This window comes from Chitinophaga sp. W2I13 (assembly GCF_050434005.1).
In the GTDB taxonomy this organism is placed as follows: domain Bacteria; phylum Bacteroidota; class Bacteroidia; order Chitinophagales; family Chitinophagaceae; genus Chitinophaga.
In genome coordinates, this window is the sequence record NZ_JBNPWD010000001.1 from 576,722 (window position 1) to 595,210 (window position 18,489).

General features: G+C 46.8%; 17 protein-coding genes. 8 read left to right on the forward strand and 9 right to left on the reverse strand.

The window, feature by feature from the left end:
* Position 1: 1 nt before the first annotated feature.
* From QFZ48_RS02335 to QFZ48_RS02350, 4 genes are all read left to right on the forward strand, one after another.
* On the forward strand, positions 2 to 1,069 hold the full coding sequence (locus QFZ48_RS02335; RefSeq protein ID WP_429046070.1) for an ATP-grasp domain-containing protein: 1,068 nt from the start codon (positions 2 to 4) through the stop codon (positions 1,067 to 1,069).
* Positions 1,070 to 1,209: 140 nt separating this feature from the next.
* On the forward strand, positions 1,210 to 2,310 hold the full coding sequence (locus QFZ48_RS02340) for a carboxylate-amine ligase (RefSeq protein ID WP_429046068.1): 1,101 nt from the start codon (positions 1,210 to 1,212) through the stop codon (positions 2,308 to 2,310).
* 38 nt (positions 2,311 to 2,348) lie between these two features.
* Positions 2,349 to 3,245, forward strand: coding sequence for a type 1 glutamine amidotransferase (locus QFZ48_RS02345; protein WP_429046066.1), 897 nt, complete (start codon positions 2,349 to 2,351; stop codon positions 3,243 to 3,245).
* 10 nt (positions 3,246 to 3,255) lie between these two features.
* Complete coding sequence (locus QFZ48_RS02350; protein ID WP_429046064.1) at positions 3,256 to 4,461, forward strand: hypothetical protein; 1,206 nt, start codon at positions 3,256 to 3,258, stop codon at positions 4,459 to 4,461.
* 41 nt (positions 4,462 to 4,502) lie between these two features.
* Here the strand turns inward: QFZ48_RS02350 and QFZ48_RS02355 are convergent, their stop codons facing one another.
* Entirely contained in the window at positions 4,503 to 5,255 is a 753-nt protein-coding gene (locus tag QFZ48_RS02355) for a hypothetical protein (RefSeq protein ID WP_429060979.1), read from the reverse strand.
* Positions 5,256 to 5,420: 165 nt separating this feature from the next.
* On the opposite strand from QFZ48_RS02355, the gene QFZ48_RS02360 reads away from it, so the two are divergent.
* Positions 5,421 to 6,554 (forward strand): hypothetical protein, encoded by a 1,134-nt coding sequence (locus tag QFZ48_RS02360; RefSeq protein ID WP_429046061.1) that lies wholly within the window; start codon positions 5,421 to 5,423, stop codon positions 6,552 to 6,554.
* A gap of 49 nt (positions 6,555 to 6,603) precedes the next feature.
* Positions 6,604 to 6,996: a RidA family protein gene (locus tag QFZ48_RS02365; RefSeq protein ID WP_370912701.1), complete on the forward strand. Its 393-nt coding sequence runs from the start codon at positions 6,604 to 6,606 to the stop codon at positions 6,994 to 6,996.
* 70 nt (positions 6,997 to 7,066) lie between these two features.
* Here QFZ48_RS02365 and QFZ48_RS02370 read toward each other — a convergent pair whose 3' ends face one another.
* From QFZ48_RS02370 to QFZ48_RS02390, 5 genes are all read right to left on the reverse strand, one after another.
* Complete coding sequence (locus QFZ48_RS02370) at positions 7,067 to 7,372, reverse strand: rhodanese-like domain-containing protein (protein WP_079468586.1); 306 nt, start codon at positions 7,370 to 7,372, stop codon at positions 7,067 to 7,069.
* A 34-nt stretch (positions 7,373 to 7,406) separates the two neighbouring features.
* Complete coding sequence (locus tag QFZ48_RS02375; RefSeq protein WP_429046058.1) at positions 7,407 to 8,225, reverse strand: PASTA domain-containing protein; 819 nt, start codon at positions 8,223 to 8,225, stop codon at positions 7,407 to 7,409.
* Between the two features lie 26 nt (positions 8,226 to 8,251).
* A complete protein-coding gene (locus QFZ48_RS02380; RefSeq protein WP_429060981.1) occupies positions 8,252 to 8,770 on the reverse strand; it encodes a D-alanine--D-alanine ligase family protein in 519 nt (172 codons plus the stop codon).
* A complete protein-coding gene (locus QFZ48_RS02385; RefSeq protein ID WP_429060983.1) occupies positions 8,709 to 9,239 on the reverse strand; it encodes a hypothetical protein in 531 nt (176 codons plus the stop codon). The genes QFZ48_RS02380 and QFZ48_RS02385 overlap by 62 nt, the downstream gene beginning before the upstream one ends.
* A 147-nt stretch (positions 9,240 to 9,386) precedes the next feature.
* Positions 9,387 to 9,734 carry a 4Fe-4S dicluster domain-containing protein gene (locus QFZ48_RS02390; protein WP_370912704.1) on the reverse strand — a complete coding sequence of 116 codons (348 nt, stop codon included), beginning with the start codon at positions 9,732 to 9,734 and terminating at the stop codon, positions 9,387 to 9,389.
* A gap of 94 nt (positions 9,735 to 9,828) precedes the next feature.
* Between QFZ48_RS02390 and QFZ48_RS02395 the strand changes: the two genes are divergently transcribed.
* Together QFZ48_RS02395 and QFZ48_RS02400 are read left to right on the forward strand one after the other, a co-directional pair.
* Positions 9,829 to 10,827: an acyl-CoA reductase gene (locus tag QFZ48_RS02395; protein WP_429046054.1), complete on the forward strand. Its 999-nt coding sequence runs from the start codon at positions 9,829 to 9,831 to the stop codon at positions 10,825 to 10,827.
* Between the two features lie 508 nt (positions 10,828 to 11,335).
* A complete protein-coding gene (locus tag QFZ48_RS02400; protein ID WP_429046052.1) occupies positions 11,336 to 12,910 on the forward strand; it encodes a trypsin-like peptidase domain-containing protein in 1,575 nt (524 codons plus the stop codon).
* Positions 12,911 to 13,182: 272 nt separating this feature from the next.
* Here QFZ48_RS02400 and QFZ48_RS02405 read toward each other — a convergent pair whose 3' ends face one another.
* From QFZ48_RS02405 to proS, 3 genes are all read right to left on the reverse strand, one after another.
* Complete coding sequence (locus QFZ48_RS02405) at positions 13,183 to 13,944, reverse strand: LytR/AlgR family response regulator transcription factor (protein WP_078672331.1); 762 nt, start codon at positions 13,942 to 13,944, stop codon at positions 13,183 to 13,185.
* Positions 13,941 to 16,865, reverse strand: coding sequence for a histidine kinase (locus QFZ48_RS02410; RefSeq protein ID WP_429046049.1), 2,925 nt, complete (start codon positions 16,863 to 16,865; stop codon positions 13,941 to 13,943). The genes QFZ48_RS02405 and QFZ48_RS02410 overlap by 4 nt, the downstream gene beginning before the upstream one ends.
* A 121-nt stretch (positions 16,866 to 16,986) precedes the next feature.
* The gene (gene proS / locus QFZ48_RS02415) at positions 16,987 to 18,462 is read right to left on the reverse strand and encodes a proline--tRNA ligase (protein WP_429060985.1); all 1,476 of its coding nucleotides are present in this window, start codon (positions 18,460 to 18,462) and stop codon (positions 16,987 to 16,989) included.
* Positions 18,463 to 18,489 lie beyond the last annotated feature (27 nt).

Here is an 18,489-nt window from a genome sequence, read left to right on the forward strand (position 1 = left end):
CATGAAAAAAATCGGGATTCTATTCGGGCAGGAAAACACTTTTCCCCAGGCATTTGTAGACCGTGTAAACCGTATTAACCCTCCCGGCATCTTTGCCGAATTTGTAACCATCGACAAAGTAATGCAGGGCGCCGATCCGGGCTATGCAGTTATTGTAGACCGTATTTCGCAGGATGTGCCCTTTTACCGGTCGTTCCTGAAAAATGCCGCTGCTGCCGGTACTGCGGTGATTAATAATCCTTTCTGGTGGAGCGCCGACGATAAGTTTTTCAATAACGCCCTGGCAGAAAAGATCGGCGTAAATGTGCCACGCACCGTGTTACTGCCTTCTAATAAACTGCCGGATGATACTACCGATAAGTCGTTCCGTAACCTGATCTACCCGTTCGACTGGAACAGTATTTTTGAATACGTCAGTTTCCCAGCGTACATGAAACCCTATGCCGGTGGCGGGTGGAAAAACGTATACCGCGTAGAGGATAAGGACGATTTCTTCCATAAACACAGCGAAACCGGACAGTTGGTGATGATGCTGCAGGAAGAGATCGACTTCAGCCAGTATTACCGCTGCTTTTGTATAGGCGGTAAAGAAGTACGGATTATGCCATACAATCCAAAACATGCGCCGCACCTGCGTTACCAGGCAGATTATGAACCCGGCCCGGAACTCGCGGCCCGGATCACGGAGCAGGTGCTTACCCTGCACCAGCACCTGGGATACGATTTCAATACCGTGGAAATAGCGGTGCGCAGTGATGTCCCTTATGCCATTGATTTCTGCAACCCGGCACCGGACGCCGATATTCACTCCATTGGCGCCGAACATTTTGAATGGGTAGTGGAAACCAGCGCCAGGTACGCCATTGAAAGGGCCATTGCACAGAAACCAGGAAAAGACAATCTTACCTGGGGCAAATTTGTGCAACCCGGCCGGGCAAAAGCAAAGGCAGCAACGACGGTTGAGAAAAAGAAACCAACAGTTCCCAAAGCAAAGAAAACCGCTCCTGAAAAGGAGAAAAAGGTGGCCGCTAAAAAAAGCCCTGCTAAAAAACAACAAAAAGAAAAGTGAAACCGTTTTACTGCCCTACATTTGCAGACAGCGTTCATGTTTTTTAGTCTTTCGATTTGCGGAAAGCACTACACTAAAATGAATCGCTGTAATTACCGCTGCTGGCTATACGCCGCAGCTAAAAGCTAAAAGCTAACAACATGTTTAAGGCGTTCACGCTGGGGATCGAGGAAGAGTATATGGTAATGGACCCCGTTACCCGGGAACTGAGATCACATGAACAAAAAATAGTAGAACAGGCGCATAAAGTGATCAACGACCAGGTAAAAGCAGAGTTTCACCAGGCCGTAGTGGAAGTGGGCACACAGATTTGTGCGGACATACATGAAGCGCGGAAAGATGTAGCTTACCTGCGCCGCACCATTGCGCAAATAGCCGGCGACCTGGGATTCAGCATAGGCGCTTCCGGTACCCACCCTTTCAGCAAATGGGAAAAACAACTCATCACTGATCATCCCCGCTATTTTGAAATAGTGAATGAAATGCAGGACGCCGCCCGCTCCAACCTCATCTTTGGTTTGCATGTGCACGTAGGAATGGAAAACAGGGAGATGGCCCTTCATATCGCTAACTCTGTCCGGTATTTCCTCCCGCATATTTTTGCGTTGAGCACCAACTCCCCTTTCTGGGAAGGACGTAACACCGGCTTCAAATCATTCCGCACAAAGGTTTTTGATAAATTTCCCCGCACCGGTATTCCCGATTATTTCGCCAGCATAGAAGAATATGATAATTATATCAAGCTGCTGGTGAAAACCAATTGTATTGATAACGCCAAAAAGGTATGGTGGGATTTAAGGGTACATCCCTTCTTTAACACCGTGGAATTCCGCGTTTGTGATGTGCCGCTCACCCTCGATGATACCATCATGATAGCCGGGCTTTTCCAGGCGGTATGTGCAAAGATCTATAAGCTGCGGATGCAGAATCTCAATTTCATTATCTATAACCGCTCCCTGATCAATGAAAATAAATGGAGAGCTTCCCGCTATGGGATCGATGGCTACCTGATTGATTTTGGTAAAGAGATGGAAATAAATACCCGCGCGCTTATCTCGGAACTGCTCGACTTTATTGACGACGTAGTAGATGACCTCGGCAGCCGCGATATTATCAGCGCTACTACCCGGTTACTGGAAACCGGCACCGGTGCAGATAAGCAATTGCAGGTATATGCGGATACCAATGACCTTGTGGCAGTAACGGATTTTATCCAGGGTCAATTCCTCCAGGGCTGTTAGTACATTCCCATAAAATAAATTTCGCGTAATTTTGTGGCATGCATCCAATTAAAAATAGCTGGAAGGTGGCTGTGCTGGACATGTATGAGGGTGTTCCCAACGAAGGGATGCGCTGTATCCGTGAAATATTGGCGAAATACGCCAGCATGCATGCACTGGACCTGCAATTTGATGAGTTTGAAGTAAGGCAGCAAATACAGGTTCCTGATACTTCCTATGATATATATATTTCCACGGGCGGCCCCGGCAGCCCCGTGGCCAGTGAAGGCAGCGACTGGGAAACCGCTTACTTCTCCCTGGTAGAAAGCCTCCTGGAATGGAACCGTACCCACGAAGAAAAAAAGCCCGTCTTTTTTATCTGCCACTCTTACCAGCTCATGTGCCGCTATTATAAACTGGGAAATGTATGCAAACGCAAATCGTCTGCATTCGGCGTATTCCCCGTGCATAAAACCGCTGCAGGCATGCAGGAAAAAGTATTCAGCGCACTCCCCGATCCTTTTTACATTGTGGATAGCCGCGACTGGCAGGTGATTGAACTGGATTATGAAAATCTCCAGGCAATGGGCGGATATGTGATTGCACTGGAAAAAGAACGGCCGCATGTTCCGCTGGAACGTGCTACCATGGCCATTCGGTTCAATGAACACTTCATTGGTACCCAGTTTCATCCGGAAGCCGATGCTGCCGGTATGCACATGTACCTCCTCCAGGAAGAAAAGAAAAAACAGGTAGTGAAGCATCACGGCCTGGAAAAATACAACAGCATGATCCGTCAGCTCACTGATCCCAACAGGATTATGCTTACACACGATCGCTTTATTACCGCGTTCCTCGACTATGCTATTTATGGCCGGCTGTCCGACAGGCTGGCGGCCATTGAACGGCTGGTGCAGGTAGCGGCGCATAATGATAACGAGCACTCGTTCTTCTAATTAAAAACTTATGATCCCTGCAGTAAGAAAGGCATATAATCAACAATTCACACCAGCGCAATACCAGGCTTTTTTAGCAGGTATTGCGGCAGATACCGGTGTAGCGCCTGCTTTCCGGGTGGCTGAAACTCCTGTATTTGTGCCGGCAGCCCTACGTAATAAGCTGGTTCAGGCCTGCGAAGAAATAGTGGATGTGCTGCTGCGCCCCGATTTTAAAACCATTACCCGCGACGCTATTCCACCTTCACTAAAGGTGCCCAATGAAAATGAGCATCCGCATTTTATTGTCATTGATTTTGCCGTTTGCAAAGCCGCAGATGGTTCATTGGCGCCGCAGCTCATTGAATTGCAGGGATTCCCCACCATGATGGCTTTCCAGGAAGTGATGGCCCGCCGCTTTAAAACGCATTTCAACATACCGGATACCTTCAGTAATTTTTTCAACGGACTGGATGAAGCAGCCTATTACCAGCTGTTGCGTGAAATGATCATCGGGCCTTATGCGCCGGAAGAAGTGATACTGCTGGAAGTGAAGCCGGAAGAACAGAAGACCCGCATTGATTTTTACAGCACAGGAAAAAACCTGGATATCCCCACCATTTGCTTAACGGCCCTCATACAGGAAGGCAAGCAATTATTTTACCTGAAAGATGGTATAAAAACCCGTGTACACCGTATTTATAACCGGATTATTTTCGACGACCTGCAACGCCAGGCCGAAAGTATTGGCGCTCATGTCAATCTTTTCCAGGAACTGGATGTGGAGTGGATCACGCACCCCAACTGGTTTTACCGCATCAGTAAGTATATCATGCCTTTTATTCACAGCGAGTATGTTCCCAAAAGCTGGTTCCTGCATGAATTACCGGTGGTGCCTGCCGACCTGGAAAATTATGTACTGAAGCCGCTTTTTTCTTTTGCAGGGCAGGGAGTATTAATAGATGTGACTGCGGAAGATATTGACCGGATCAAAGATCCTGAGAACTGGATATTACAACATAAGGTGAAATATGTACCTGCCATAGAAACGCCTACGGGTCCGGCTATCTGCGAAATACGCATGATCTATATCTGGCAGGATGGCGCTGCGCGGCCGATGCTGGTGCATAACCTGGCCCGGATCAGCAAGGGTAAAATGATAGGCGTAGGATTCAACAGCAAAGATACCTGGGTTGGTGGCAGCTGTTGCTTTTTTGAATCCGGCGATACAAAATAAATAACGGGAAAGCATTTGGTATGGCTGCTTTCCCGTTAAGACTAAAATGCAAATTCTTCAATCAGCGGTCCGGTGGTGTATTCACTTCTTTTTCCCACCCCGATAGCCAATTCCTGGTTCTCGCTGTTTTTAACGATCAGGAAGGGCTGACCATATTTCTGCTTACCGGCAAAAATAACGGCAATGTCTGTGCAGGAATAAACGTCTTCGTTGGTGAGCGTAATTTCCTTGTTATCGTCCAGCACATTTTCCGTCTTTTTATTTTCTTTCCGGAGATGTAATTTTCTTCCTACATACTGCCGCTTCAACCATTCGTAGTTGCCGTTAATAATAACCGGTGTGTTAGAAAGATTGTCTTCCGGCACCTGGAAAAGCAATAGTTTCCGCTCCTCATCACGCAGCGTGAAAATAAGTGTGGAAATACCTTCCAGGTTTCTGCGGTCGTAGTCAACGATCCTGAATGTCTTATTTTCTATCGCCTTGTAGGGCGTATAAAAATGTCCGCCTTTGAGTACACTTTTATAAGGCACTTCCACTACGGCTTTCATTTTAAGATTATCCAGCAGGGTATCTTCCTTATTTCTCACCGAACGCCTGGGATTCAGTTTCAGGAAAGTGATTTCCTGTCCTACCAGCGTTAACTGGGCAATATCCGGTGTAAGATGCTGAAAGGCAATGCTGCTGTCGTAAGGAACTAAAGTCGGCTTCTTCTCGGTATCCCTGTATTTAATTTGGGCGGAAGCGCTGAAGGTAGCGGCCATTCCCAAACACAAGGCTAAATGTTTCAATTTCATATACACTAAAATATTGGCAAAGATATATTGTTTCCATGCTGCGGCTGACACAGCAATTTGTTAAAAAACATAACGGAGAGTTTGCAAATACATTGCGTAGTGCCCTTTTATCTTTGGTATAAATATTTACTTTTATGTAAATATGTCAACTTAATACCTATCCTTATGTTTAGTAACCTGGCCATAGATGTGGCCCTCGGCCTTATTTTCATTTACCTGCTATACAGTTTGCTGGCCTCGGTGGTGCAGGAGCTGGTTGCCAGAATCTTCAATTCCAGGGCGCGGCTGTTAACGAAAGGCTTACGCCGGATGCTGGAGGACGATGATCACAGTAAAGACTTGGGCTGGTTTGGGAAGTTTACTTTCTTCAACTGGTTTTATGAACTGGGGTGGAGCGTGGTTTATTTTTTCGAGCCTTTCCGGAAAAGTCCTTTCCTTAAAAAGTTTTACAGCACGTCCTCTATCCGGAACCTGGGTGAGAACAGCGCCACTTCGCGCCCGGCCTATATCAGTCCGCAAATCTTTTCCCAGGCGATGGTGCACCTGTTGCGCAGCAGTGTGCCGGAACACAAGGCAACAGATGCCCTGGCAATCAAAGCGGCGCTGACGCATAATTACCTGCAGCTGGTACCGGGTACCAGGGAGCACCTGTTACAATTATTTGAAGATGCCGGGCACAATATGGCAGCCTTCCGTGTCAACATGGAAACATGGTTCAATGAAACCATGACCCGCGCCAGTGGCTGGTACCGGAAGCAAACGCAAACCTGGCTGCTATGTATGGGAATGGCCATTGCGGCGTTGTTCAACGTGGATTCCATTGCTATTGCGCGGATCCTCATGAAAGACAAAAATGTAAGATCACAGCTGGTGCAGCTGGCATCCAGCCGGGCACCGGGTTATACGGCCATCACTGATACGCTTATACGTAAAAACGTACTGCATAAGGACAGTGCCTTTTTCCGGGCCGATACTTCTGTTCGTATACTCGTCAGCGATACTTCCCTGCTGGGCGTGTATGGCATGCTGCGCAGCGATGCCGGCGATGCAGCAAACGTGCTGGGCATCAAACGCGCCTGCGTAGCCGACAGTACCGGCGGGCATATTACCCTGCGCTGCGGTTACACCCATCCTTTCCAGCAAAACGGCTGGCTGATCTTTGCCGGCTGGTGCATTACCGCACTGGCCATATCGCTGGGAGCGCCCTTCTGGTTTGATTTGCTGGGAAAGGTGGTGAAATTCAGGAACGCGCCGCCCCCGGCAGATACCTCCAGGACCAACACCGCGGGCACACACTAAAGAAGATGTTGTAGATTTGCATATCTCCTCATCTTTCTAAAAAACAGCTATGAAACGCACCAATTATTCCTCCGGGGCACTCTGGGAAGGAAAAGTAGGTTACTCCCGGGCAGTAAGGGTGGGCAATGTAATTGAAGTATCCGGCACCGTGGCATCGGATAACGACAAAGTGGTAGCGGAAGGTAACGCTTATGAGCAAACGAAATTTGCCCTGGCAAAAATAGAGTCCGCCTTAATCAATGCCGGCGCCACGCTGCATGATGTGGTACGTACCCGGATGTTTGTAACAGATATCTCCAGGTGGGAAGAGTATGGAAGGGCACACGGGGAGTTCTTTAAAAGCATCAAACCAGCTACCACCATGGTAGAAGTAAGTAAACTGATTGATCCCCGTTACCTGGTGGAGATAGAAGCGACTGCTATTGTAGAGCAGAAAGCCTGATGGAGGGAATCCTTCTGCGCTTATTTTTCCGGTACAAACCGGGCAAAGCAGGCGCAGAAGGCACTAAATGTTATTTATACAGCTCTGTCCATTTCAGCATACCACCTACCAGGTTTTTGGTATTGGTAAAGCCCATAGAGTCGAGTAACATACAAGCCTGTCCGCTGCGGTTACCGCTGCGGCAATACACGATGATTTCCTTGTCTTTCCAGTCCTCAATTTCGTCCACCTGCATCTGCTGTACAAAGCCCAAAGGAATATGCGTACCGCCAATGTTGAACTCTGCGCGTTCATGTGGTTCTCTTACATCTAATATATAAAGTTCTTCACCGTTGTCTATGCGTTGTTTCAGTTCTTCTGCCGTAATGTTTTGCATGTTATTAAGTATTTAAAATCAAATTACATCATTTTCAATTATCCTCTTCAACTGGTTTAGGAGCAGCGGTACTGTCGGTTACCGGTTTGGTAGCTGATAACCAGAAGTCCACGCTTTCACCGGCCCTTACCATATTAAAATCGCCGATCTCATTTTTGCGGGTAGGCACCTGTTTGATCACGTAGGCGTTTGCTGTATCGGATACGCTGGGATCAATGATCACGGTACCTGAATTAAGATTGCTGGCGCTGAGCATTTCGCGGGCTTCTGCATAGGTAAGTCCCACGAAGTTGGGCACCGGGTTTTCCACGCTGCCGGTTCCGCTGCTCAGGATCAGGGTGATATTGCTGCCTTCCGCTACTTCGGTGCCGGGCTTTACCTTCCTGCCATTCAGCAGTTGTTGTAATACGGTGTTGGTGGCAAAGTCGGGTTTATAAATGGTATCTCCTACGTTGAGGCGCATGCTTTTCAGCATCATTTCGGCGCTGCGGAAGGTAAGTCCTTCGAGGTCCGGCATTTTCACCATAGGCGCCACTGTTTTATTTACGGTCAGGTAAATAGTTCTGCCCACCTTTACCTGTGCTCCCTTGTCGGGCGTTTGCGCATACACTGCCAGTGGAGGAATAGAATCAATATAAATAGAATCCCTTACATCTGCTTCAAAGCCGGCTTTCTCCAGCAACGCAATAGCTTCTTTTATATTTTTTCCATGCACATCCGGTACGGTTTGCTGTTGTCCGTGTTTGGTGATGAAGCCCAGCATGGAGAAAAACAACAGGGCCAGGGCAAAAAACACTACAATAACCGCCAGCAGATTAAATAAAAAAGAGCGTTTGGTAATAAAGTCGAACACGATAATTATATTAAGTGTGATAATCCTTACTTCAGGCTTTCTTCCAAAAGCAGGCCATAAAATTCTGTCAGTGTTTTTCCTGCAGCCCTTACCTGTTGGGGAACCAGGCTATTTTCAGACTGCCCGGGCATTGTATTTATCTCCAGGAAATATAATTTCCCGGTACCTTCTTCATATATAAAGTCCACCCGCACAATGCCTTTGCAATTCAGTTTGTTGTAAATAACAGTAGCGGTTTCCTGTACCTGGCGGGCAATATCGTCCGTTATGGGTGCAGGGGTAATTTCGTTGGAAACGCCCGGGGTGTATTTGGCTTCGTAGTCGAAGAACTCCTTGCTGCTCACTACTTCTGTGATAGGCAGCACGGTAATAGCGCCGTTTGCACGGTACAATCCCATGGTAAGTTCCCGGCCTTTGATAAACTCTTCGATCAGGATCTGGGAGTCTTCATTAAAGGCCTTATCGATAGCTGGCTGCAGCTCTTCAGCGGTTTTCACTTTCGACATACCAATGCTGCTGCCCCCTTCTGCCGGCTTCACGAACACGGGGTAAACGCAATTGCTGCAGGATTTCTGCTGTATTATAGGGCTGATGACGGAAAATATGTACTGATTTAGACACATTTACTATATTCAGTGCATCCACCACCTTATTGCAATAGCTTTTGTTGAATGTGAGTGCGGAGGTGACCATACCACAGCTGGTAAAAGGAATACCAAGCATTTCGAAATATCCCTGCAGGCGGCCATCTTCTCCAGGCGTACCATGAATACCAATAAATACGGAATCGAAAATGACCTTCTTTCCGTTGATGGTTAAGGAAAAATCATTTTTATCTACTTCAGTCACCTGGCCATCAGCGCCTGTATGGCTCCAGCTCTCTTTGGTGATAATAATCTTGTATACGTTATACTTACTGCTATCCAGGTTATTTTCAATAGTTACGGCACTTTGTACGGATATCACATATTCTCCGGAATATCCACCGGCGACCAAAGCTATATTCTTCTTCATAAGAGATTTTACTATAAGCGGGTAAAGTTAAAGGTTATTTGTTAATTGTCAAGAGCCGCAGCGCCTGTGGGCGGTGGCTGTTCAAATTACATAAAAAAACCGTTCCAGCCAGCGCGGGAACGGTTATCAAGCTTCCTGGAGAATATCTTAAATGTGCAGTTTTGCCTTCTTATCCATCAGTTCATCGACGGTTTCCTGGTACATTTCGTCAGGAACGCAGCAATCTACCGGGCAAACCGCCGCACATTGCGGTTCTTCATGAAATCCCTGGCATTCTGTACATTTGTTGGGCACAATATAGTAGGTATCTACACTGATAGGCGCATTTCGCTGGTCAGCATCCAGTACACTACCATCCATTAATGTATAGGAGCCTTTTACGGTGGTACCGTCGGCTAGCGCCCATTCAACACCACCCTCGTATATCGCATTATTGGGGCATTCCGGTTCGCAGGCGCCACAGTTTATACATTCGTCTGTTATCTTAATTGCCATAGTGTAAACTTTTTGGTTAAGTAGTAAGCCATTAATTTTGTGTGACAAAAATAAAATTTTCCCGGTTTAATTAGGTCATTATTTATATAGTTTCATGAACATAGCAGAAAAAGAAGCCGCATTGGTGCGCCTGGGGCAGTATCTGGCGGATAAAAGCCCGGAATTGGAAGCAGTAAAAGAGCGTGCATATATTGCCAATGGTTGGTTTATCCCCTCCTTTATCGACAATGCGCTGGACAATATCTCCCGTTATTTCCTCTCCCCTGCCCCTTTACAGCAGTGGTTGCAGGGATATCCCAAAGCTGCGGAGGCACGCACCCCTAAAACTGTTGGAATCGTTTCTGCCGGGAATATCCCGCTGGTAGGCTTCCACGACTGGCTTTGCGGGTTTATCAGCGGACACCGGGTAAAAATGAAACTTTCAGGTAAAGATGAGATCCTGATGAAACATATCCTGGAAAAGATCGGTGAATGGTATCCGGACCAGGCCGGTCAAACGGAAATACAGGACATGCTGAAAAACTGCGACGCCTATATTGCCACCGGCAGCAACAACTCAGCCCGGTACTTCCACTACTATTTTGCCAAATACCCACATATTATCCGCCACAACCGCACCTCCGCCGCCATCCTTACCGGTAAGGAAACCCCGGAGGAACTGCTTGCCCTGGCTGATGATGTGATGCTGTACTTCGGCCTTGGATGCCGGAATGTTACTAAAATTTATGTGCCACTGAACTACGACTTTGCCCCCCTCCTCAAAGCACTGGAGAAATACAGCCACCTGGCTGACCATCACAAATACAAAAACAACTACGACTATAACCTGGCCCTGCTGCTGCTGAATAGCAGTCCTTATATGACTAATGGCAGTATCCTGCTGCAGGAAAACACCGGCCTGTTTTCACCCATCAGCGTTTTACACTATAGTTATTATGTAGATATGGCGCAGCTGCAACAGGAGCTTTCCGGTGAAGATGCCCTGCAGTGCCTGGTAGGACAACAGTTCACGCCGTTCGGTTATGCCCAGCAGCCGTCGCTTGCTGATTATGCAGACGGGATAGATACGCTGAAGTTCCTGCTGGAGTTGTAGCGCGGCGCGCGCCTTCGGCGCTTGCCACGGAAATTGTCTTGGAGCAGGATTACGCTGATTATGTTGATTACGCTGATTTTCCCACCTTTTATTATGAAGATTTTTCCATTTTTTGTTGTAATGGTAATGGGGAGATTAGAAAAGATAAAGTGTGATAAGACCCATTTTATCTCTTTTTTATTTTATCTCCCCGAAATATAAAAACAACAAGACGTGGGAAAATCAGCGTAATCAACATAATCAGCGTAATCCTGCTCCAAGACAATTTAAAGGCGCCGAAGGCGCCGCCTCCCTAACAATTTGTCGCAATTACTTGTTATCTTGACAGGCAGGCTGTCATTCCTGTCAGTACGGTATTAAGCCGTGTTTAACGATTGATATAAAAATGTGTTAAAGTGAATCACCCCTGTTGCGTTTGATTCACAGGGCGAATTAAATTTGTAGTAAGGGCATGTAAATTGATCATATCCCGGCGTTATTATTAACTATCACGCAAACACACTATAATATGAAATTCAAGCAAATTGTTACGACTGTTCTTATCAGTGCTGTAACGGCAGCTGCCTCCATATTTGTGTATGGCAAATATATTCAGCCGAAGCAGCCGATTGTTTTCCAGAATGGTACTGAAATTCCCGTAAACTATGCCCGCTACATGCCGGGTACGGAAGGGAATGCGAATGCCACCCCACCTTCCGACTTCACCACCGCGGCCAAGGCAGCAGTGCCGGGTGTAGTGCATATCAAAACAAAGATCAACCCCAGGCAGGTAACCAACGGTAATAACCTGCAAAGAAGACGCAGCATCCTGCAGGACCTTTTTGGAGATGATTTTTTCGGAGATGAATTTAACGGTGGCGGAGATGGCCGCAGGTACTACGTTCCAGGCCAGATGGCTTCCGGTTCCGGCGTACTGATCTCTGCAGACGGTTACATTGTAACCAATAACCACGTAGTTGCAGATGCCGATGAAATCAGCGTTTCCCTCAGCAACGAAAACAAAGTATTCAAAGCAAAGATGATAGGCACGGACCCCAGCACCGACCTGGCCGTTATTAAAATTGATGCGAAAGACCTTCCTTATCTGCTGTATGGCAACTCCGACAATGTAGAAATAGGACAATGGGTACTGGCCGTAGGTTATCCGCTGAACCTGGATGCTACGGTGACTGCGGGTATTGTAAGCGCCAAATCACGCTCTATTGGTATCAACAGAAGCGGTGGCAAAGTGAACAGCGCTATTGAATCCTTTATTCAAACAGATGCTGCTGTGAACCAGGGTAATAGTGGTGGCGCATTGGTAAATACCGCCGGCGAACTGGTAGGTATCAACTCTGCGATTGCCTCTCCAACAGGCTCTTATGCCGGCTACTCTTACGCTATCCCGGTAAACCTCATCAAAAAAGTGGTGAACGATATCCTGAAATATGGTAATGTACAGCGGGCGTACCTTGGCGTAAGATATGCGCCTTCCTCTCTCATTGCCAATATGAGCGATGAGCAGTTAAAGGATGCCGGTATTAAAAGGGATGTAAACGGCGTACAGGTAACAGATGTATTGCCTAACAGCTCTGCTGCGGCCGCAGGCCTCCGTACCGGTGACGTGATCACCGCTGTGAATGGCGTAAAAATTCCTACCACTTCGCAGTTGAGCGAACAGGTGGCACGCTATAAACCAGGCGATAAAATCAGTTTAAGCTACCTGCGTGACGGTAAAGAAGTTACCGTGAACAATGTGGTGATGAAGAACCTGAAAGGCAATACAGACCTGGTAAAGGTAACTGCGCTGGATCGTTTGGGTGCGGACCTCTCCGAACTTGATAAAGACCAGGCCGCCCGTTTGGGTGTGAATGGTGGGGTAATTGTAAACGATATCGGCAACGGTATCCTGAAAAAACAGACCACTATGGCCCCGGGATTTGTGATCCTCAAAGCTGGTAATACGCAGGTCACCTCCGTGGATGAACTCAGCCAGATAGTGGAAAAGCAAAAGAACCTCAAGCTGATAGGTTTCTATCCTGAAAGAGGCGGAAATATCTATTACTATAATATTGCTACCGGCACTGAGGCCGAAAACCTCTGATCCCCTTAAAGTAATTGGGTTTTAGGTCTTAAGAAAAAGTCCCGTTTCCGGCAAGCCGGAGCGGGACTTTTTCTTTTTAAGTCATACAGGCCCCGCCTGGAAAAGCAGACCGTGCAATCAGTCATTCTATGAAAACATATTAGGAAAATAATATAAGTATCTGATAAGTTGGCGGGGTAATCCGTAAACAGGAGAATTGGCTTAGGCAACGCATAAAAAAGCCGGTTAAGCGATGGCTCACCGGCTTTAATAATTAAAGTAAATTAAGAATATCAGAGATTAATTACCCCTTTCAGCTGGGTAAAGAACTCGTCCTTTTTACGGGAAGAGATAGGAATATTCTTCTGATCGCTCATCACCACGGCTGTTCCCAGCCCTTTGATGATTTTCACGATGTGATGAATATTAATGAGGAAGGACTTATGCACCCGGTAAAAACCTTTATCGGACAGCATTTCCTCATATTCCTTCAATGATTTGGAGATCAGGTGAGATACGTTGTTGATCAGCTGAATTTTAGTATAGCTGTCAAAGGCTTCACAATAAATAATATCCTTCAGATCGATTACATTATACCCGTCGTTCACCGGTATAACGATCTTTGAGAAGGCGTTATCGTTGTTCTTTACGTAGTCTTTCAGTATGGATGCCAGCTCGTTGAGTCGCCCCTTCTTGCTTTTCTTCACTTTTTCAAGTGCATCTTCCACTTCACTGACCTTGATTGGTTTCAACAGGTAATCCAGCGCAGCAAATTTAATTGCCTGCAGTGCATATTCCTGGAAAGCGGTGATAAAAATAACTTCAAAATTCAGTACCGGAAACATTTCCAGTAGCTGAAATCCATTGTGTGGTGGCATCTCAATGTCAAGAAACAGAACATCAATGGGGTTATTTTTTATCATTTCTGCCGCCTCATTGATATTCTGCGCCTCACCGACAACTGTCACATCTTTGCAGTAGTTCTCGAGTATATTGCGTAAAATATGAATGTTGCGGACTTCATCGTCTACAATGGCAGCTTTTATATTACTCATAACATCTTAACAATGGGAATCAGTATTTCAACTAAGGTACCTTCCTTATTGCCGAAACCAGATTTAAATTTATCAATAATTTCTAACTTTCCAACACTTCCATTAAAAGATTTTATAATCTGCAACCGCTCTTTAATCACGCTAAGTGCAGTAGACTCGTGTTTAATGAGCCTTGAACTTTTAATGCTATTTGACTTATCCCAACCTATTCCGTCATCATCTACCGAACAATATAACAGGTCGTCCACCATTTCCAGGCGGATTTCCAGGTAACCGCTGATATTTTTGGGCGCCAATCCGTGTTTAATGGCATTTTCCACTATCGGCTGAATAATCATGGGTGGGATGTAGATGGTATACTCCTTCAAAGCATCCTCCATGATAAAGTGATAGGTAAAGGAATGTGCAAACCGGATCTTTTCCAACTCCAGGTAACGGGTCAGGAAAGCGATTTCTTCTTCCAGTGATATATACGATTTCCTGGAGTTGTTGAGCATCTGCCTCATGAGCGTAGCAAAGTCTGCCAGGAAATTCAGCGCTTGTTTCTCTTCCTTCTCCAATATAAGGTGTTGAACGGAGTTCAGCGAATTAAAAATAAAATGTGGGTTCATCTGGTTGGTCAGCGCCTTGGCTTCCAACTCCGCAATGCGCCGGTTGTACTCTGTTTTACGCTTTTCCGCCTGTTTAATCCGCCTGATGATATACCGTAAACCGATCAGCACCACCAGCAAACCAGCCAGCAGGAGGATGCCTCTTGCCCACCATTGCTGGTACCACCTGGGTAGTATGTTCACATCTATGCTCACCGGCTTTGACCAGTCGCTCTTATATTTTCTTGCCCTTATCATAAGGGTGTAATTCCCTGGCTGCAGGTCGGGGAACGGAATGATGTTAGACATGGTGGTTACCCAGCCGCTGGTGGTATCTCCGGAAAAATTATACTGGTATTCCACCAGCTCCGGCAGGTCAAAAACGATGGTACCGAATTCCGCTTCAAATGACGCTTTGCGCTGATACAGGTGTACAAAGCTATTGGAGGCGAGGAAGGTGCTGTCGCCATAGCGGATGTTATTCAGGTAAATCACCGGCGGCACGGTATCCACCGGGATATGATCCGCATTAAAAGAACACAGGCCATTGGAGGTAGCGATGAAGAGGGTATCATTATCGGCATATACGCCGCGGATATCGTCCGACATCAGGCCGTCGCTGGAGGTGATATTACGTGTAATCGTCTGCGTTTTTACATCAATCACGGACACTCCGCGGTTGGTGGCCACATACAGCCGGCCCACGCCATCGTAGTAAAGCTGCTGACAGATATCGCTGGCCAGGTTGTTGGCGGTGGACAGGTGTTTGATGACGTTGTCATTTTGCATCACGTAAATCCCCTGGTCGCTGGTACCAATCCAGAGGGAGCCATCAATCCATTTAAGATCCTTGATACTTACCTTCCGCAGGGTATCTGCACCGGCTGGCAACAGTTGCCGCCTGCCGTCTGTGCAAAAAAACAGGCCTGCGTTGGTTCCAACGTAATAAGCGGAGTCGTTGATGCTTGCCAGCGAAGTAACCAGCATATCTAGGTCGCTGATGGCATAATCATCCAGTGCTACTACCTGGTTTTTTGCAGCAATCCTTATCTTCCCGGAAGGCGACACATCCACATCTTTCAGCATTCTCACGGATTTTAACAGTGTTGTTTTCCGGGACAGGGTATTAAACTTGTACAATCCGTTATCGGTGCCAATGAGTACATTATCGTTGGTATACGGGGTAATGGAAAGTACGCTGTTACGGCCGGAAGTGGTATCCACTGTGTATTGCCGGATACTGTTTTCCGCATCCATTGTATTGAGAACGCCGGCATTCTGCCCGATCAGCAGCAGGTCGCTTTTCTTGTCTTTGCTGATACTGAAAATGGAATGTGAATAAAGTCCGTTGGTATTATCGAGATAGCTGAAGTAAAAGTTTTTGTAGGGGATGTTATACACGCCGTCTCCAAAAGTGGTGATCCAGATGTTGCCGTCCCTATCCTTCAGCAGGGAGGTAATGAAGTGATTATCCAGCAGCCGGGTGATCTGCCGTTCTCCTTTAAAATAATCTTTCAGGTAATACAAGGCGCGCTGGGTGCCAATCCACAGGTTATCGTTATCAATACATATGTGGCTGATATCATCTTTAATACCCCATTCTGCGCCGTTAAAAAAACACACGGCATCCTTTGCGGTGTAGGAGTAAAGCGTGTTCCGGATAATTACAATGGCGCTTCCGTTTATACGGTTGTGAAACGCGGAATCATCCAGCGGGTACGGCGATGCGTTATAAATCTCTTGCTTGGAATTACTGGGGTCGCGCAGGCTTTCGAGGTGAAAGGAGGCCTGCAGCGGGTGGAAGATGCTGTCGTTCCGCATCAGGAAGTACAGGTCTGATCCCGAGGCGCCCAGTTTATCATAGATTATTTCTTTACCGTTGTATTGAACAATCCTGTTGTTGCTGTTGAGGAACCAGATATAACCGCCTTTGCCTTCAAATGCATACTGCATATAGTGACTACGGCTGTTAAAAATGAGGGAGGAATCATTTTCTTCGTTATGAATCACTGATTTCTTATAGAACGAAGGTTTTCCGTTGAGGGTGAAAAACCATACCCTTCCCCTGGAGTCGGCGGCGAGTTTCACTACCTCGTTGTCTGTGAGACCGTCTTTTTTGGCGTAGTTACGGAATCTTTTACCATCAAATTTACTGACGCCGGTAGGAGTTGCAAACCATATGAAACCGTCTTTATCCTGCGTAGCAGCATAAACAGTAGCGTTGGCCAGTCCGTCCTTTACATTATAGTTACGGATCATCAGCCCCTGCGCGAGGGTTGTTGTAACAGTGCAAAAGAAGACCAACCCCCATAACATTATAAAACGGCTCAAGGGCATCGGAGTTTAATGGTTTATTGCAGGAGTATTACCTGTAAGTATTACGAGTTACGGATTTTTCCGGAAAACACCCGCAAAAATCCGGCCCCGTAATACTTAATATGAAACTTCTTTCCTAGTACGCTCTTGCGAAAAGCACCCTTTCTTTAGATGGCTTCCCGGTCAGGATACACGTGCCGGCTTCCTGCGGGTTGTTGAGCGGAATACAGCGTATCGTAGCTTTTGTGCGATCTTTGATCTGTTCTTCTGTTTCGGTGGTACCATCCCAGTGAGCAGATACGAAGCCGCCTTTTTCGTCCAGCACTTTCTCAAATTCTTCAAAAGTATCTACACGGGTGATATGACTATCGCGGTAAGCTTTTGCTTTGTTGAACAGGTTGAGTTGTATTTCGTCGAGCAATTCCGTGATGCGGGTTGATAAACCATCGAGCGACAAGCTCATTTTTTCCCTGGTGTCGCGGCGGGTTACTTCGGCCACATTGTTTTCGAGATCTCTCGCGCCAATGGCTATACGAACCGGTACGCCTTTCATTTCGTATTCGGCAAACTTCCAGCCCGGGCGGTTGTTATCGGAATCATCGTATTTCACGCTGATACCGGCGCTTCTCAGTTCCTTAACGATGACATTTACTTTTTCATCGAGTCCTGCTTTCTGATCAGGTCCTTTGTAAATAGGCACAATCACTACCTGTACAGGTGCAATTTTTGGCGGCATTACGAGGCCTTCATCATCGCTGTGCACCATGATGAGTGCGCCGATCAGGCGGGTAGACACGCCCCAGGAGGTGGCCCACACATGTTCCAGTTTATTTTCTTTATTAGAGAACTGTACGTCGAATGCTTTGGCAAAATTTTGTCCCAGGAAGTGAGAGGTACCGGCCTGTAAGGCTTTACCATCCTGCATCATGGCTTCCACGCAGTAGGTTTCCACGGCGCCTGCAAATCTTTCGCTCGGCGATTTCAGTCCGCGTACAACAGGCACGGCCATATAGTTTTCTGCGAAATCAGCATAGATATTCAGCATCTGTTCTGTTTCCTCGATGGCTTCCTGTGCAGTGGCGTGGGCGGTATGGCCTTCCTGCCAGAGGAACTCCGTGGTACGGAGAAACAGGCGGGTACGCATTTCCCAGCGCACAACATTTGCCCACTGGTTGATCAGGAGGGGTAAGTCGCGGTACGACTGTATCCAATCTTTATAAGTATTCCAGATAATAGTTTCAGAAGTGGGGCGAACGATCAGTTCTTCCGCCAGTTTGGCATCGGGATCTACGATTACGCCGCCGCCGTTGGGATCGTTTTTGAGGCGGTAGTGGGTTACTACGGCGCATTCTTTGGCGAATCCTTCCACGTGCGCAGCTTCTTTACTTAAAAAGCTTTTGGGGATGAACAGCGGGAAATAGGCGTTCTGGTGACCGGTTTCTTTGAATTTGCGGTCCAGTACATCGCGCATGGCTTCCCACAAAGCAAATCCGTATGGTTTGATGACCATACATCCTTTTACTGCAGAATAATCTGCCAGTCCGCCTTTCAATACCAGGTCGTTATACCACTTTGAATAGTCTTCCGAGCGGGCCGTTATCTCTTTACTCATAAAAAATTTACATTATTTATATACCGT

What these genes read in the sequence shown, in the direction of transcription:
- QFZ48_RS02335 (WP_429046070.1), top strand. Translation starts at nt 2, where the DNA reads ATGAAAAAAATCGGGATTCTATTCGGGCAGGAAAACACTTTTCCCCAG.
- QFZ48_RS02340 (WP_429046068.1), top strand. Translation starts at nt 1,210, where the DNA reads ATGTTTAAGGCGTTCACGCTGGGGATCGAGGAAGAGTATATGGTAATG.
- QFZ48_RS02345 (WP_429046066.1), top strand. Translation starts at nt 2,349, where the DNA reads ATGCATCCAATTAAAAATAGCTGGAAGGTGGCTGTGCTGGACATGTAT.
- QFZ48_RS02350 (WP_429046064.1), top strand. Translation starts at nt 3,256, where the DNA reads ATGATCCCTGCAGTAAGAAAGGCATATAATCAACAATTCACACCAGCG.
- QFZ48_RS02355 (WP_429060979.1), bottom strand. Translation starts at nt 5,255, where the DNA reads ATGAAATTGAAACATTTAGCCTTGTGTTTGGGAATGGCCGCTACCTTC.
- QFZ48_RS02360 (WP_429046061.1), top strand. Translation starts at nt 5,421, where the DNA reads ATGTTTAGTAACCTGGCCATAGATGTGGCCCTCGGCCTTATTTTCATT.
- QFZ48_RS02365 (WP_370912701.1), top strand. Translation starts at nt 6,604, where the DNA reads ATGAAACGCACCAATTATTCCTCCGGGGCACTCTGGGAAGGAAAAGTA.
- QFZ48_RS02370 (WP_079468586.1), bottom strand. Translation starts at nt 7,372, where the DNA reads ATGCAAAACATTACGGCAGAAGAACTGAAACAACGCATAGACAACGGT.
- QFZ48_RS02385 (WP_429060983.1), bottom strand. Translation starts at nt 9,239, where the DNA reads ATGAAGAAGAATATAGCTTTGGTCGCCGGTGGATATTCCGGAGAATAT.
- QFZ48_RS02390 (WP_370912704.1), bottom strand. Translation starts at nt 9,734, where the DNA reads ATGGCAATTAAGATAACAGACGAATGTATAAACTGTGGCGCCTGCGAA.
- QFZ48_RS02395 (WP_429046054.1), top strand. Translation starts at nt 9,829, where the DNA reads ATGAACATAGCAGAAAAAGAAGCCGCATTGGTGCGCCTGGGGCAGTAT.
- QFZ48_RS02400 (WP_429046052.1), top strand. Translation starts at nt 11,336, where the DNA reads ATGAAATTCAAGCAAATTGTTACGACTGTTCTTATCAGTGCTGTAACG.
- QFZ48_RS02405 (WP_078672331.1), bottom strand. Translation starts at nt 13,944, where the DNA reads ATGAGTAATATAAAAGCTGCCATTGTAGACGATGAAGTCCGCAACATT.
- proS (WP_429060985.1), bottom strand. Translation starts at nt 18,462, where the DNA reads ATGAGTAAAGAGATAACGGCCCGCTCGGAAGACTATTCAAAGTGGTAT.